Source organism: Bradyrhizobium sp. SRL28, from assembly GCF_018596315.1.
GTDB lineage: Bacteria > Pseudomonadota > Alphaproteobacteria > Rhizobiales > Xanthobacteraceae > Bradyrhizobium.
This window is the reverse complement of sequence record NZ_JAHEAG010000084.1, coordinates 1-12,676: the sequence shown is the minus strand read 5'-3', so window position 1 is coordinate 12,676 and position 12,676 is coordinate 1. Positions and strand designations below refer to the sequence as shown.

The window sequence follows — 12,676 nt, the reverse complement described above, 5'->3', positions numbered from 1 at the left end:
CCAGCCTTCTTCAAGCAGTTGGTCGACCGATTGTCGAGAAGGGGAGGGTGGATAGGATCACTCGCCGTCGAGCTGTCACGGCCCTATGGCTGAGCGCCAACGACACTCAGCACGCAAGCGCGGCGACTTTGGCTGCTGTCGTGATCTTCTCCTCGTCTCGCACCGTTGAGTATCCGGCATCGCTCGCGCGACTGTCCGCCATCGTCCACACCGACCGGCTAAGGGACTCCATCGCCCAATCGACGAAGGTGGCCAAATGCGCCCAGGCTACCGGACCGATCGCCGGGGGTCTTCTCGCCGCAAAATCGAGTTCCTGGCTACCATTCGTCTATGGGGTCAGCGCTGCGGCTCTTCTGCGGCTTTGCGAGGCGTTCCAGTTAGGCGCGGGGCGGACGGCCGTTGGAGATTTCCTGAGCCGGCCCCGCGAGATCCTCGCCAACAGGATTCTGCTCGCCGCCGTGATGCTCGAGTTCTTGGCTGTCAAGTTGTGTAGTGCTGACCGTTTTTGTCAATCGTGTCTTCGGGGCAGGGCGCATGGGCGCGGCCTGCTTCGAAAGATGCCTCTGGCCGGTGCCATCGTTGGATGGGTCGCGATGACCCCCAGCGGATCAGCGAATTCGGTTTCCAGGAGTTCCTGTGTGCCCTCGCTGCCTGTGCAGCCGCCGACGCGTGTTTCGTACCGTCCGTCACTTTGGTGCCGGCGGCCGCAGCTCTCCTTGCGGCCTGGTATGGCCGATATGGTCAGCGTCATCGGCGGACGGTGCATCACCCAGACACCCGTGCCTCTGACGAGACCAGCGGACGTTGTCAATGCGTCGGCAGCACTGGTGTTCAGCCTCGCCAGCGACGTCCACGTAGCGTCGACAGCCGACCTTCTCGGGTTGGTTGCGGCTGTTCTCGCTGGGAACAGCGTGACGTTGGCTATCGTGCTGGTCGCGGCCGCACCGAAGGTGAGGCGTCGGGTGATGCGTGCGCCGCGCCGGAACTACATTTCCTGGAGCAACTAAGAGACGATCGATGAATGTTGACCGTCACGACCTCCTATTTGACGCTAGCCATCCTCTCCCCAGCAACTACCGTGCGTACCGGCACTTGGTTCATACGCGCCTGCTCCGCATCCTTGGACAGAATCCAGGATGCCGCTTTCTCGAGATCGGCGTAGGACCAATCTTCAGACAGGAGCGGTTCAGGACCATCGACGACCTCGGCATCCACTATGTGGGCTTGGACTTCGAAAATGTTTGCGCCGAACGCCGGGCCGACTTGGCCGCGGCCGGCATCGCCAATCGAGACATCAGGTTTCTGGGAAATCACGTGGGAACATACCTGTTCAACCTGATCAGGTTGGCCAGGCATCGGGAGACTTTCGATATCATCTACCTTGACGGTAACCATTCGATTTACGTAGATCTGGCGGCTGCCATCGCAGCAGTACGGCTGTTGAAGCCTGGCGCCCTGTTCCTTTTCGATGATGTGAGGTTCGCCTTCGGAAGGAGACATCTGATCCAGGCCACCGCTCAATATGCGGATGGCGAGGAGAGTAAGGAGTTGACCGAGGATGAGGCCAATGAATCCCACGTCACGATTATCATCCGGGACTATCTGATCCCTTTGTTCAGCTTTGAGGTGGAGCAGTCGTGGTCGGATCCTGATTGGATCGCACTCCGAGCCCCCAAGTCCGCTCAGTGGATGCGGAAATGACGGTTCTCGCGATATTCGACTCCTCAATCGTCGTCTACGCCCTGATCACGAACGATGCCGGGAGGGTTCGCCATCTTGGCATGCGTGAAGTTGCGGTCGCGGTTGTTCGCAGCCTTGAACTTACAAACCTTCCGGATCGCCGCGCCGTCGTCCTTTCGAAAATCGGTGATCGACTTATAATCAAGAGCCGGCCGGCCAATTAACCACATCACCTCGACATTACGCGCTTTGCGCTCAAGGCGCCGGCTGAGGCCGAGATCGCGCAGCGCTGCAGCCAACTTGTCCTTGCTGTGCTCGGTCATGGCCTTTCGTTTCTGAGCGATTCACGTCTTTACTTTTTTGCGAAACTGACCCCTGCGTAGCTTGCTAAATTGAGGGCCAGCCCGCTTCCCGTTGATGGCCATGTCCCCAGCCCAGGTCAGGATGGCCTTGCTGGTGAGTTCGCTGCCGTTGTCGCTGACCACCATCTTCGGCTGGCCACGCTCAATCACCAGCCCTCCAGTTCCCTTGCCACCCGGGCGCCGGAAAGCAAGTTGTCGGCCTCAGCGCCAGGCATTCGCGCGTGCAATCGTCGACCACGGCCAGCATGCGGAAGCGTCCATCTGTTTGGAGTCCTGCGCAATGGCGGCAAAAACGCAGAATTTCTGCGCCATTTGACCCTGCGTTGCAAGTTTGCAGGAGAACAAAACTGCTATCGCTCAGAAAAGGTCGTCCAAGTAAGGAGATTGCTAATAACGGTCGGCGTTCTTAAAGGAATCAAGACGCACGAATATCGTGTGGCCTCACGCCTGGAGCCGCCCGCGAATATGTGGCGGCCGGGGCCACAGCGTGGCAATCGAGACCAATGCCGGCACTGGCATTGGCATAACGGACGACAATTACCGCACGGCTAGCGCAACGATCCTGGACTTCGCTGGCGAGGTATTTGCATCGAGCGAGATGATCGTGAAGGTCAAGGAGCCCACCTCCCGAGTGGGCGCAGCTGCGAGAGAACCAGATCCTCTCCAATTATCTGCATCTTGCGCGTTTTTTTCCGCAACTAAGACTTACAGAGCTGAGCAAATAACCGGATGAGGATCACCTATAGCGACCCCGTATTTGCAATGGCGCGCGAGCATTCCATTTTAGGACTCGGCACTATCGGCGAGATCATCGCGGCCGAGCGCCACGGCCCGGACGCGCAGCGGGACGTCGCCCGCCGCGTGATTGAGCAGAAGCTGGAGAGTCTCTACGCGCGCCGCGCCGCCGTCGAGGACCTGCTTTTCCGGGTGAGCTGCGGCCTGGCGGTCGCCCTGCCGGCTGCACTCTGCGGCGAGGGCGCTCCATGAGGATCGACTGCGAGGTCCACGCCTTCCGACGAGAGGCCCGGCGGACCGCGCCCGTCATCGACGGCTCGTTGGAGCGGCTGGAAGGCGCCGCGCGCGACTGCGCGATCACCGGGTTGGTCCTGGTCCAGCCCGCTTTCCTGGACGGCGACCCGACGGAGCTTTTCGCCCAGGCGAGGCAGGCCCGAATGCCGGTGAGACTCATTCCGCCCCTCGTGCAACCGCTGGCGCCTGATGTCCTGGAGGAGTGGGGCCGATCAGGTGCCGCGGGTTTGGCGCTAACCCTCGACGATCCCGATCCACTGGCCGAGTCACTCGAGGCTGCCCTTCAGCTGGGCCTGCACTTGGAGGTGTCCGGCGGCGTCGAAGGACGTGAGCGCCTGGCAGAGCTGTTCCTGGCTGACGGCCATCGCCTGGTGTTCCGAGGCTTCGGACTTGCGGACAGCGCCCGCGATCCCGCCTGGGATCCGCGCCTGGACCGGCTCCTGGCGCTCGCTAAGGGAGCCGAGGCGTGGGTCAAGCTGTCGGGGATCGGACGCGTCCCAGATGGCTGGGCCCAGGCAGCGGCGGGTAGGATGCTGGAGGAGATCGGGCCGGAACAGTTGCTCTGGGGGTCGGAGTGGCCGCACGTGACGGCCGACCACGCCTATGCGCCATCCTATTCGGAGACCTTGGAGTGGCTTGAGGAACTCGTCCCAGATGAGGGCGCCCGAGGGCGGATCCTCGGCGAGACGTCTGCTGCCCTCTACGGCTTTCGGCAACCCGGACCCGTAGACCTGCGGAAATAACCAAATGAGCATCTCCAAAGCGGATCCGTGTTCCGGGCTTTGGTGGCGCCGAAAAACTTCGCTTGAGGAGAGTCGGCTGATCGAGGCGGTCCATCAAGGCTTTCTTAGAACCTACATGGCAGTGCGCGTAGAACCAGTAGAGCGCAACAGGCAGGCCGGCACCGGCGTAGGTTGTGCGATGTTCGCGCCTTTCGGCTCGAGCGATCCAAGCAAACCAAGGCGGTAGAACCCAGAGCCAATGATGCGTACTTCACATAGAGTTAGATGGGAATTCATCTGCTTGGCGGATTCACCAATTAGCAGGCCTTTCAGGCGAGGGCCTATCCCAATGGGTCGTCGCCCGCATCGAACAGTCGAGGGTCTACTCTTCCAGCGCGCCTCGAGCTCGGGCCAGCCGGCCGCGTGGGCGTGGCTGTTCTGTCGGGCGCTCGCGCGACCTGGTAGGCCGAACGGCTTCTTCGCCAAAGGTGCGGTGAGGTCATTCGGAAGTCCGGCGATTATGTTCACAATGGTAGAACCGGAATGAGCCCGCTCGAAAGCATCTTCCAGGAATTCATCGATGCGATCCAAACCGCAAGCAACGCGGATGAATTCGAGCGTGTCGCATCGCGGCTAACACAGAGGCTGGGCTTTCAGCGATTTGCCTATCTGCGCCTGACCGGCGAGACGCCGATGTTGATCTCGTCCTATCCAAAATCCTGGACCAGCCGGTACTTCCAGCTTGGATATCAGCAGCTCGATCCTGTGGTGCGCCGCGCGCGTGCCGAGCATGCGCTGTTCAGCTGGGGAGGCGAGGCGTCAGCGCTGGCCGGAAATCGCGAGCAGCGCCGGTTCTTCGATGAAGCGACGACCTTCGGGATTAGATCAGGCATCACTGTGCCGATCAGGGGTGGATTTGGGCGGATGGCTGCATTTACGCTGGCGACGGGCGACCGCGATGGTCACCCGGAGCGGCTCGTGGCCGACGGGAAGGATCTGGTGCACCTCGTCGGGTTGCACTTTCATTGTCATGTCGCCGCCAGACTTGACGTGCTCTCTGCCAGTAAACTCGCGGCAAGTGTACTCACTCAGCGCGAGCGCCAATGCCTTGCATGGACCTCGCGCGGAAAAACCATTGCCGATATCGCGGTGCTGGTCCAGATTGCGCCGCGAACTGTCGTGTTTCATCTTGAGAACGCGCGCCGCAAACTCGGTGCAGCATCTATTGCCCAATGCGTCGCCGAGGCGTTGCGACGCGGTTTGTTATCCTAATCATCCACGCGCCCCGATCGAAAGGTCTTCGCCAAGGCAAACACCTGATCCGAGCGGCAGAGCCTCGCGATATCGCGGCGACCTAGCCAAAGTCGCCGAGCTCCTAGTGCTCTATGTCAGACTCTATGAAGACATAGTGAAGTTTGGTGATGCCGGCGGCGGGACAAATCATCCCGCGCTCGTCAATGGTCGGTATTTCGTCGCCCCATCACCGATCCCGGCATTCGACAATCACAAACTCGATCGTAGTCCTGCACTGATGCTGTTCGGGGCCGGTCGTCATCGGCGCATCTATGCCATTCCGCCGCACACCCCCGTCGAAAATCTGTCTTTCGATGACCGACCGTTTGTCGCGCGGAAGCTTGAGGGACGATGCAGCCTTTGCGGATCGAGCGAGAGCTACCTGGATGTGATCTCTGATGATGCAGGCATGGGCGGCTTCGTCTGCTCGGATACTTCCTTCTGTACCACTCGGCGAGCTTGCGAACCGATGGGAGGCCGATCATGACCGGCCTCGTTCGAGATCCGTACGTGCTCCGCATCCAAGCGGTCGCCAAACGCTTCGGCAGCGGGCGACTCGGCTGCCACGACATTTCTCTGGAAATCGCATCCGGTGAAATCGTCGCCATCGTCGGGGAAAGTGGTTCGGGAAAGACGACCCTGCTCCGCTGCCTTGGCGGCCATTTGCGACCCGACGCCGGCATTGTGGAAATTCAGGACAAAGACTGCCGCCTACGTCCGATATGGTCACTTCAGGAAGAGCAACGCGTCGCGCTCCTGCGATCGCAGGTCGGTTTTATCCATCAGCGACCCCAGGACGGTTTGCAGATGAATATCAGTGCAGGGGCTAACATCGTCGAACCCCTGGCGCTTGCAGGCCTTCGCGACTTTTCGCAGATGCGCCGGATCGCGAAGGAATGGCTCGAATACATTGAGATAGATCCCGGCCGTGTTGACGATCTTCCTGGCTCGTTTTCTGGAGGGATGCAGCAGCGCCTGCAAATTGCCCGCGGCTTGGTCAAGCGACCACGGCTACTCCTCATGGACGAACCGACCAGCGGCCTCGACGTCTCTGTTCAGGCGCGGATTCTCGAACCGATCAGGTCCTCGACGACCCTCATCACCCCTACACCCAATTGCTCGTATCGTCGGTGTTGCGAGCATGAGCGCCGGTAGATCGGAGAGTAGAAATGACGCGAATATCCTTTGGCAATGCACAGATTGTATTGCCGAACGAGGTGGTGCAAGGCCATCTCGAGGTTGAAGACGGTTGGATCACAGGCATCGCGTCCGGTGACGAATCGCCTGCCGGAGCGATCGACTTTGACGGCGACTTCCTTATGCCGGGTCTAGTCGACCTTCACAGCGATCATCTGGAAAAGCACATCACGCCGAGGCCTGGCGTCTACTGGCACGCGCTTTCGGCAGCAGTCTCCTACGATGCTCAAGTGATCAGTTCCGGCATCACCACCATGTTCGACAGTTTTGGACTGATGGGGGAGGAGTTCGACAAAGATCGCAATGCCGCTCTCGGACGTATGCTGCAGGGTATGGAGGAAGCAGCGAATGAAGGCCTGCTGCGGGCTGATCATTTCATACATCTGCGGTGCGAGATCATCGAACCCGACATTGTGCACCGTTTCGCTGCTTTGCAGGAGCATCCTAGGCTGAAGCTGGTCTCACTTATGGACCACACGCCCGGACAGCGGACCTTTCCCGACCCGCGGAAATGGAAGGCGCATCAGAAGCGCAGGACCGGTGCCTCCGATGCGGAACTTGACGCCATCCTGGCCGCCCGACAAAAAGCCCGAGACGAATACGGTGCCCTAAATCGGCGTGCGGTCGCTGAAATCTGTCAAGAGAAGGGCATCGTCGTGGCAAGTCATGACGATACGACACTCGATCATATTCTTGAGGCAGAGCAGCTCGGGAACGCGATTTCCGAGTTTCCGACAAGCCATCTTGCTGCTGCCGAGGCGCGCAGGCGGAATATCCAAGTCGTGATGGGAGCCCCCAATCTCGTACGGGGGGGATCGCACATCGGCAATCTCTCAGCCGGTGAATGCGCGAGATCGGGCCTGCTCGATATCTTGGCTTCCGATTATATCCCGGCGAGCCTCCTGCATGCTGCCTTTCTCCTAACTGGGGAGACAGTCGGCTGGTCGCTGCCAAAGGCGATCGCCACAGTAACGACATCTCCCGCTACATGCGTGGGCCTCGACGACCGAGGGGAGATAGTCCGGGGAAAACGTGCCGATCTCCTGCGGGTGCGCGTTCACAACGGCTTGCCGGTCATTCGATCGGTATGGCGCGCTGGCCACCTCGTCTATTGACTTCCAAACCTGAAATATCATGACCGCCTCTTCATTCATCGCTTTCATCTCCGATCCGCATCTGTCCGAAGAACGGCCTTTCTTTCAGTTCAACTGGGAAATCCTGCTCGATGAACTATCACGGCGACAGCCGGATCTCGTTCTTATCGGCGGGGATCTCGCCCTTGATGGGGCGAACAATCCGTCAGACCTTCGGTTTGCTCGGCGGCAACTCGACCGGCTGCCATGCCAATGGCTGGCAGTCCCCGGGAATCACGATATCGGCGATATCGCAAAATTGGCAGCTCCCGAAGCGGCGGTCACCGAGGAACGGCGGAACCGCTATCTCGAAACAATAGGAAGGGATTTCTGGTCGTTCGACATAGGCGAGTGGCGGATCGTCGGGCTGAATAGCATGATCCTGACATCGGGGCTCGCAGCAGAAGCCGAACAGGAGGAGTTCCTGGAGCGCTCGATAATGGAGGCCGGCTCCCGGCGGGTCACCATCCTATCTCACATGGCCGTCTGCGATGCCGCGCTATCCGAATTCGACACGACCGGCTGGTTCATGCCGACCGAAAGCCGCGTGATGCTGAGTACCTATCTCGTTGCGGGGAAGGTCCAGCTTCTGTTAAGCGGCGACATGCACCAGAGCCGGGACCGTCTGATCGATGGTATCCGGCATGTCTGGGCGCCGAGCACGGCTTTCGTGACGGATATGGCGTGCGAGTGGCGTCCGAAATTTGGCGGACGTAAACGCGTCGGTTGGACCGAGGTGAGGCTCGGAAAGCAAATCGAAGTGCAAACGCACGAGCCGCGTCGCATGGTGGATTTCGACATAGGCAACTGGGTTCATGACGGTGCCGGGCTCTACTATGAGTTTGCCAGCGGCAGCCGATTTCCCGGTTTCGGGAATGTCTCTAAGGCGAGCTCGTTACGATAACGGATGTCGTCTGCGCTTTGCAAACGCTGTAAGGCGCTAGCGTCCGCATAAGAGAGCACTGGAGTATTCCAAAGATGGTGATAGCCCGATCATCGCGATCATGATGCCTCCTCGCACATTAGCAGAGCCATACAACCGACTCGGAGAGCATCAAAATGTATCACATTACTCGCCGCGGTTTGCTTGGTGTATCGATCGCGTCGATGGCTTTGGCACATCCCGGCATCAGCCACGCGCAATCAAAACAGACATTGACAATCGGCTACTCCGATTTCGGGGCACTCTACGAAGAGCTCGGCCAGCAGTGCGAACGAAGACATCCAGGGATCGGCGTCAGACTCCTAGCCTCCGCCAGCACCTATGACGAATTGCTGCAGCGTGCGATCCGGGATGCTCTGGTTGGCCAGCCGCAGGATCTCCTTTTCCAGGGATTTGGGCAGATTCCAATCCTGGTCGAGCGGAAGATCGCCCAACCGCTGGATATCGTCATCGAGAAAGATCCGGCGTGGACAGCATCCGGCATAGCCGAAACGGGCCTTCAACTCGGCCGCTACAACAGTAAGATATTCGGCCTGCCTTTCGCGCTCGCCACGTCGCTAATATATTATTATCGCGATCTTCTTCTTCGTGCTGGCTTCAAGAGTGAGCTTCCCACAGCTTGGGAAGAGATCATTCGACTGGCAAATCGGGTCAACCTGCTTGGCGAAGCTTATTCAGGTGGCCGGTTTTATTATGTTGGCAACTGGTTATTTCCCGCGTTGATCAACAGCCGCGGCGGCCATTTGATGGCGCCGGATGGCTCGATTGGCTTCAACGATGAGAATGGTCGCTATGCACTTTGGCTTCTGCAAGAGTTTGGAAGGGCTGGCATGAAGGACATGTCGAGTGGTCAGGCTCGGCACGCCTTCATCAACGGGACGATGGGCATCCTTGTCGGGTCAAGTTCCTGGATTGCGGCTTGGCGGAGAAGATCGGAAAGTCCTTCGGTATGACAGTTGGTGCTTTTCCTTGTGGCGAGCGCGGCTTTCTGCCGGCTGGTGACAACGCGATCGTGATGACGGCGACGCAGCGTGCCCAACAAGAAGCCGCTTGGGATTTCATGCGCTTCGTTACAAGCCCAGAAGGACAATCCTTGATGGTTACGTCAACCGGTTACATTCCTCCAAAGAGTCGGAGCAAGGATCTGCCGGTAAGTTTGCGTGATTTTTTAAACACGCACCCGCACCACAAGTTTGCATTTTCAGAAGTCGATAAAGCTAGAAGTTTGGGAGCAGTTTCCGGGCGAAAATTCTACCAAGGCGAATTTCGTACCGGACCAGTATCTTCAAGCAGTCATCACTCAGAAGCAAACGCCAAAAGAAGCACTCGCAGGTATTGTCGGGAAAATATCGGCCCTTCTACCAAAGCGCTCATGAAACCGAGGGGAGATCGTTTGATCCCAAAGGATGGGTATTGCCGATGATATCGCGCGCCCTGCTATACGAAACTGAAAGGGGTGTTCTCCAGGACGACGTGCCTGCCGTCTATTACCTGCGCGCCGTGCGTCCTGACCGTCCGCTTCTCGTCTTTTTCCGGCGGCGCGCATCTGGCGCGAATTGCCTACGGCCACAAAGGAGCGGATCGACGACTCATCCCCTCTCTAGGATGGTGCCAAGGGATCTCGATGTATCAACATGGGCAAGAATGGCGGCAAATATAATCTCGGCTGTCACGAGTGAAATCGCTGTCACAGGGTTGTACGCGGCCGGATGGAGCATGTCTGGTCGCATAGCACGAAACGTTGCCGTGGCATTGAATCAACAGAGTCGGCGTCTCGATGGATTTATTGCCACGGCGGCGACACCGCCGATCCCCGGCTTCGGTATCGTCGATATGGAGGAAACTCCGATCAACTCGGCAGGCCTACGCGGTTTGTGTCCGCCGACCCAAATACCATGGACTACGTGCAAAGCCGTTTCGAGCCTGAGCTCGACATCCAAGATAAACTGAATGGCCGCGCTATTATCTCGCGCTCGGTTTACCGCGCCGAATACCTGGAAAGCAACCAGCTGCATCTCCATGGGCGAAGCGCTGCGTATCACTGATTTCGGAACGCGTCACCCTTACGACGATGCCGTCGCGATCTTGGCCCATTCCGCTTTATCGAGTATCCCTTGGTATCAACGATCGGTCCGACCGGAGCTTCGGATCCGAAAAGCGCGCTCGGTGCCCGGTGCTTATGGGGAATGGTCAATACGTTGCGTCTGGTCGAGCTCTGGCATGACAGGCGTCGTAACACCGGTCTCCATTCCGATAAGGAATGGGACAGAATCCGGCAATTGGCACAATCTCTCGCTCAGAGACTTACCCGCACCATTGAAGGAGAGCATTTCTTTTTCGTTGGCTGCTTGGGCGCACGTGCAACAGCCGCAGCCATCACAGATCTCGCCACCGAGATAGGGAAAGTTGCTGAAGAATGGGAGAGATCTCTGAAGTTGATGTTGCCAACCGGCGATCAGCCGATCAATCGGTGATGCAATACGTCTTCATGAAGGAATGCCAGCCAGAATGAACACCAGTGATATCCGTCTTCACTCTCACGGTCTAACAAAGACTTTCATCCTCCATACTCAGAGCGGGGCGCAGATTCCCGTGTTTAGCGGTATCGAACTCAAGGTCGTCGCAAGCGAATGTGTCTGCCTGCATGGACCATCCGGTGCTGGCAAATCAACGCTGCTGCGTTCGCTCTATGCCAACTACAAGCCCGACGCTGGCAAGATCCTCGTTCAACACGATGGCAACTTCGTCGATCTGCTGGCGGTCGAGCCATGGGAGGTGATCGAGATCCGGCGTCGTACCATCGGCTATGTCAGCCAGTTCCTGCGCGTCATTCCAAGAGTGTCGACGCTGGACATCGTCGCCGAGCCGGCGATCATGAACGGCGTTCCTTCAGAGACGGCGTACGCTACGGCCCGCACCCTGCTTTGCCGGCTGCGCATCCCCGAGCGGCTGTGGTCTCTAGCGCCTGCCACCTTCTCCGGCGGCGAGCAGCAGCGCGTCAACATCGCTCGCGGCTTCATGGTTAACTACCCCGTCCTCCTTCTCGACGAACCTACAGCCTCGCTCGACGCAGCTAACCGCCAGAGCGTGGTTGAGCTGATCAACGAGGCTAAGGCACGCGGGGTTGCCATCGTTGGCATCTTCCATGATGAGGAGGTGCGTGAGGCTGTGGCCGACCGCCTGTTCGAGGTGGGCCAGTCGCCCGTTCGCAAGTCTCGGCGCAATACCACAGCGGCGGAGACGGCCGCATAATGCCCGAACCGTCCTCGCCCCGGTACGCGATCTATTACACGCCGGCTCCGGAACACCCCCTAACCGTCGCGGCGAGGCCTGGCTTGGCTGCGACGCATTCCACCGCACCCCGCGGCTACGGGTTCCACGTAACCCTTAAGGCACCGTTCCGATTGAACGAGGGGTGCTCAGTCGAGAAGCTTGAGCGGACTCTCCGCAGGTTCGTAGCAGCCTGGCTTCCGTGCCCGATCGGCCCTTTGAAGATCGATCTGCTGGGCGGCTCCTCTGCACTGGTTCCCGTGAATCCGATCCCCACTTTGCGGGCTTTGCCGCGCGCATTGTCGAGGAGTTCGATGGTTTCCGGTCGCCCATGACTCAGGGCGAGCTTCAGAGTCGTTTAGGCAGCTCACTGAACGACACCGAGACCACTCATCTCGTGCGATAGGGCTATCCTTACGTTTTCGACCGCTTCCGCCTTCCATATGACGCTGACGGATCGCGTTCCCGCCGAGAGCCGGTCTGACGTGCGGCGGGAATTGGATGCGGTCTTCGCGACCTTGCTCTCGGAAGACTACAGCGTCGATGCACTTTCTCTCTTTGTTCAGGGACATCCGAGCTCTGATTTTGTGGTGGGCTCGCAGTTTGCTTTGAGGAGCCATAGGCTCCTCAGCGAAGCGGTATGAGCCCATGACCTACGCGCAGGGCCGCCTGGTCCTCGTTGTTGCCCCAGCGGTGCGGACAACCTGATCGATTATGCTCGCGCGCGATCGGGGGCCGACCCTGACTTCTCTTTTGTCCGCCGGGTCATCACCACGCCTCCTTCCGTCGGCGAAGATCACAAATCCGTCAGTATTGAAGAATTTCAACGCCGAGCCAATGCGGGCGCGTTCGCGCTGCACTGGCAGGCGCATGGACTTTTCTACGGGATTCCTAGAGCGGTTTCCGATCAGGTTGGCTCGTATCCAGCGGCCTTAGAGTAGTTGGCAGAGTCGCGGGGCGTGAAGCGGTCGAGGCAGGTCGGATTACGCTCCACAAGCTTTCGACGGTGCGCTCGGGGGCCCTGCGCAGCAGCGCTTTCAGCTTGGA

Annotated in this window: 13 protein-coding genes and 6 pseudogenes; 16 read left to right on the top strand and 3 right to left on the bottom strand. The window is 59.0% G+C overall.

Annotated features, from left to right (window positions below; genetic code table 11):
• Both KIP88_RS43835 and KIP88_RS43830 read left to right on the top strand, forming a co-directional pair.
• On the top strand, positions 1-1,007 hold a 1,007-nt coding region (locus KIP88_RS43835), incomplete at its 5' end, for a hypothetical protein (RefSeq protein WP_214494259.1).
• Positions 1,008-1,017: 10 nt separating this feature from the next.
• Positions 1,018-1,701, top strand: a complete 684-nt coding sequence (locus tag KIP88_RS43830) for a class I SAM-dependent methyltransferase (protein ID WP_214494258.1) — start codon at positions 1,018-1,020, stop codon at positions 1,699-1,701.
• A gap of 71 nt (positions 1,702-1,772) precedes the next feature.
• On the opposite strand, the pseudogene KIP88_RS43825 reads toward KIP88_RS43830, so the two are convergent.
• A pseudogene (locus KIP88_RS43825) lies at positions 1,773-1,949 on the bottom strand (IS5/IS1182 family transposase); the annotation flags it as partial.
• Between the two features lie 162 nt (positions 1,950-2,111).
• Positions 2,112-2,307 (bottom strand): annotated as a pseudogene (locus tag KIP88_RS43820) (DDE-type integrase/transposase/recombinase); the annotation flags it as partial.
• A gap of 125 nt (positions 2,308-2,432) precedes the next feature.
• Here KIP88_RS43820 and KIP88_RS43815 point away from each other — a divergent pair.
• From KIP88_RS43815 to KIP88_RS48065, 14 genes and pseudogenes are all read left to right on the top strand, one after another.
• Positions 2,433-2,725, top strand: a pseudogene (locus KIP88_RS43815) (alanine dehydrogenase); the annotation flags it as partial.
• Positions 2,726-2,771: 46 nt separating this feature from the next.
• A complete protein-coding gene (locus tag KIP88_RS43810; RefSeq protein ID WP_214494257.1) occupies positions 2,772-3,029 on the top strand; it encodes a hypothetical protein in 258 nt (85 codons plus the stop codon).
• The gene (locus KIP88_RS43805; RefSeq protein ID WP_214494256.1) at positions 3,026-3,814 is read left to right on the top strand and encodes an amidohydrolase; all 789 of its coding nucleotides are present in this window, start codon (positions 3,026-3,028) and stop codon (positions 3,812-3,814) included. Before KIP88_RS43810 ends, KIP88_RS43805 begins: the two co-directional genes overlap by 4 nt.
• A gap of 522 nt (positions 3,815-4,336) precedes the next feature.
• The gene (locus tag KIP88_RS43800; RefSeq protein ID WP_214494255.1) at positions 4,337-5,065 is read left to right on the top strand and encodes an autoinducer binding domain-containing protein; all 729 of its coding nucleotides are present in this window, start codon (positions 4,337-4,339) and stop codon (positions 5,063-5,065) included.
• Complete coding sequence (locus KIP88_RS43795; protein ID WP_308163804.1) at positions 5,007-5,573, top strand: alpha-D-ribose 1-methylphosphonate 5-phosphate C-P-lyase PhnJ; 567 nt, start codon at positions 5,007-5,009, stop codon at positions 5,571-5,573. Before KIP88_RS43800 ends, KIP88_RS43795 begins: the two co-directional genes overlap by 59 nt.
• Positions 5,570-6,231: pseudogene (locus KIP88_RS43790) on the top strand (ATP-binding cassette domain-containing protein). Before KIP88_RS43795 ends, KIP88_RS43790 begins: the two are co-directional and overlap by 4 nt.
• A 24-nt stretch (positions 6,232-6,255) precedes the next feature.
• Positions 6,256-7,398, top strand: a complete 1,143-nt coding sequence (locus tag KIP88_RS43785; RefSeq protein WP_214494253.1) for an alpha-D-ribose 1-methylphosphonate 5-triphosphate diphosphatase — start codon at positions 6,256-6,258, stop codon at positions 7,396-7,398.
• Between the two features lie 19 nt (positions 7,399-7,417).
• The gene (locus tag KIP88_RS43780; protein WP_214494252.1) at positions 7,418-8,320 is read left to right on the top strand and encodes a metallophosphoesterase; all 903 of its coding nucleotides are present in this window, start codon (positions 7,418-7,420) and stop codon (positions 8,318-8,320) included.
• A 155-nt stretch (positions 8,321-8,475) separates the two neighbouring features.
• Positions 8,476-9,312, top strand: a complete 837-nt coding sequence (locus tag KIP88_RS43775) for an ABC transporter substrate-binding protein (RefSeq protein ID WP_214494251.1) — start codon at positions 8,476-8,478, stop codon at positions 9,310-9,312.
• Positions 9,279-9,782, top strand: a complete 504-nt coding sequence (locus KIP88_RS43770; protein ID WP_214494250.1) for an extracellular solute-binding protein — start codon at positions 9,279-9,281, stop codon at positions 9,780-9,782. Before KIP88_RS43775 ends, KIP88_RS43770 begins: the two co-directional genes overlap by 34 nt.
• Positions 9,783-10,545: 763 nt before the next feature.
• On the top strand, positions 10,546-10,833 hold the full coding sequence (locus tag KIP88_RS43765; protein ID WP_214494249.1) for a hypothetical protein: 288 nt from the start codon (positions 10,546-10,548) through the stop codon (positions 10,831-10,833).
• 34 nt (positions 10,834-10,867) lie between these two features.
• Positions 10,868-11,611 (top strand): phosphonate C-P lyase system protein PhnL, encoded by a 744-nt coding sequence (phnL, locus tag KIP88_RS43760; RefSeq protein WP_249791506.1) that lies wholly within the window; start codon positions 10,868-10,870, stop codon positions 11,609-11,611.
• Positions 11,611-12,035 (top strand): annotated as a pseudogene (locus KIP88_RS48860) (DUF1045 domain-containing protein). The gene phnL and the pseudogene KIP88_RS48860 overlap by 1 nt, the downstream one beginning before the upstream one ends.
• A 37-nt stretch (positions 12,036-12,072) precedes the next feature.
• Positions 12,073-12,273 (top strand): DUF1045 domain-containing protein, encoded by a 201-nt coding sequence (locus tag KIP88_RS48065; protein ID WP_283848588.1) that lies wholly within the window; start codon positions 12,073-12,075, stop codon positions 12,271-12,273.
• A 263-nt stretch (positions 12,274-12,536) separates the two neighbouring features.
• Here the strand turns inward: KIP88_RS48065 and KIP88_RS47505 are convergent.
• Positions 12,537-12,676: pseudogene (locus KIP88_RS47505) on the bottom strand (IS630 family transposase); the annotation flags it as partial.

Bases quoted from the DNA above. Each gene is read 5' to 3' on its own strand.
- KIP88_RS43830 (WP_214494258.1), top strand. From the start codon at position 1,018: ATGAATGTTGACCGTCACGACCTCCTATTTGACGCTAGCCATCCTCTC.
- KIP88_RS43810 (WP_214494257.1), top strand. From the start codon at position 2,772: ATGAGGATCACCTATAGCGACCCCGTATTTGCAATGGCGCGCGAGCAT.
- KIP88_RS43805 (WP_214494256.1), top strand. From the start codon at position 3,026: ATGAGGATCGACTGCGAGGTCCACGCCTTCCGACGAGAGGCCCGGCGG.
- KIP88_RS43800 (WP_214494255.1), top strand. From the start codon at position 4,337: ATGAGCCCGCTCGAAAGCATCTTCCAGGAATTCATCGATGCGATCCAA.
- KIP88_RS43785 (WP_214494253.1), top strand. From the start codon at position 6,256: ATGACGCGAATATCCTTTGGCAATGCACAGATTGTATTGCCGAACGAG.
- KIP88_RS43780 (WP_214494252.1), top strand. From the start codon at position 7,418: ATGACCGCCTCTTCATTCATCGCTTTCATCTCCGATCCGCATCTGTCC.
- KIP88_RS43775 (WP_214494251.1), top strand. From the start codon at position 8,476: ATGTATCACATTACTCGCCGCGGTTTGCTTGGTGTATCGATCGCGTCG.
- KIP88_RS43765 (WP_214494249.1), top strand. From the start codon at position 10,546: ATGGTCAATACGTTGCGTCTGGTCGAGCTCTGGCATGACAGGCGTCGT.
- phnL (WP_249791506.1), top strand. From the start codon at position 10,868: ATGAACACCAGTGATATCCGTCTTCACTCTCACGGTCTAACAAAGACT.
- KIP88_RS48065 (WP_283848588.1), top strand. From the start codon at position 12,073: ATGACGCTGACGGATCGCGTTCCCGCCGAGAGCCGGTCTGACGTGCGG.